Below are 515 nucleotides of genomic sequence, written 5' to 3' on the forward strand. Positions count from 1 at the left end.
GTGGGCTCGGACGCGGGTTATCTCACCGCGAAATGGCCCCTCGGTCAGTGGGAATTCGTCGACCCAGAGGCCTCCCGGGTCTACGCCGACGTCGTAGCCAAGGTCGCTCCTGACGTCGGAATCAGCTTCGATGAGGCTGAGGCGTACTTTCTTTCGCGGCTGGACGAGTGGGAGAATGTCATCGCCGGCCGAATCGCTGAGGCGACGTCGTGACACACGGAATGGTGCTCGGCAAGTTCATGCCGCCCCATGCGGGACACGTCTACCTTTGCGAGTTCGCGCGGCGATGGGTGGATGAGCTGACCATCGTCGTCGGATCAACGGCAGCAGAGCCGATTCCGGGCGCCCAGCGCGTTGCATGGATGCGGGAGCTGTTCCCCTTCGATCGCGTGGTCCATCTGGCCAACGAGAACCCGCAGCGCCCGTGGGAGCACCCGGACTTCTGGGACATCTGGAAGGCGAGCCTGCAGGGCGTGCTGGCAACCCGCCCCGACTTCGTCTTCGGTGCCGAGCCC

Annotated in this window: 1 protein-coding gene; it reads left to right on the top strand. The window is 64.9% G+C overall.

The window, feature by feature from the left end; translation table 4 throughout:
- Nucleotides 1–209: 209 nt before the first annotated feature.
- On the top strand, nt 210–515 hold a 306-nt coding region (locus FJO69_RS07765), incomplete at its 3' end, for an adenylyltransferase/cytidyltransferase family protein (protein WP_140781576.1).

This window comes from [Mycoplasma] falconis, from assembly GCF_006385795.1.
Classification (GTDB): domain Bacteria; phylum Bacillota_I; class Bacilli_A; order Mycoplasmatales; family Metamycoplasmataceae; genus Metamycoplasma; species Metamycoplasma falconis.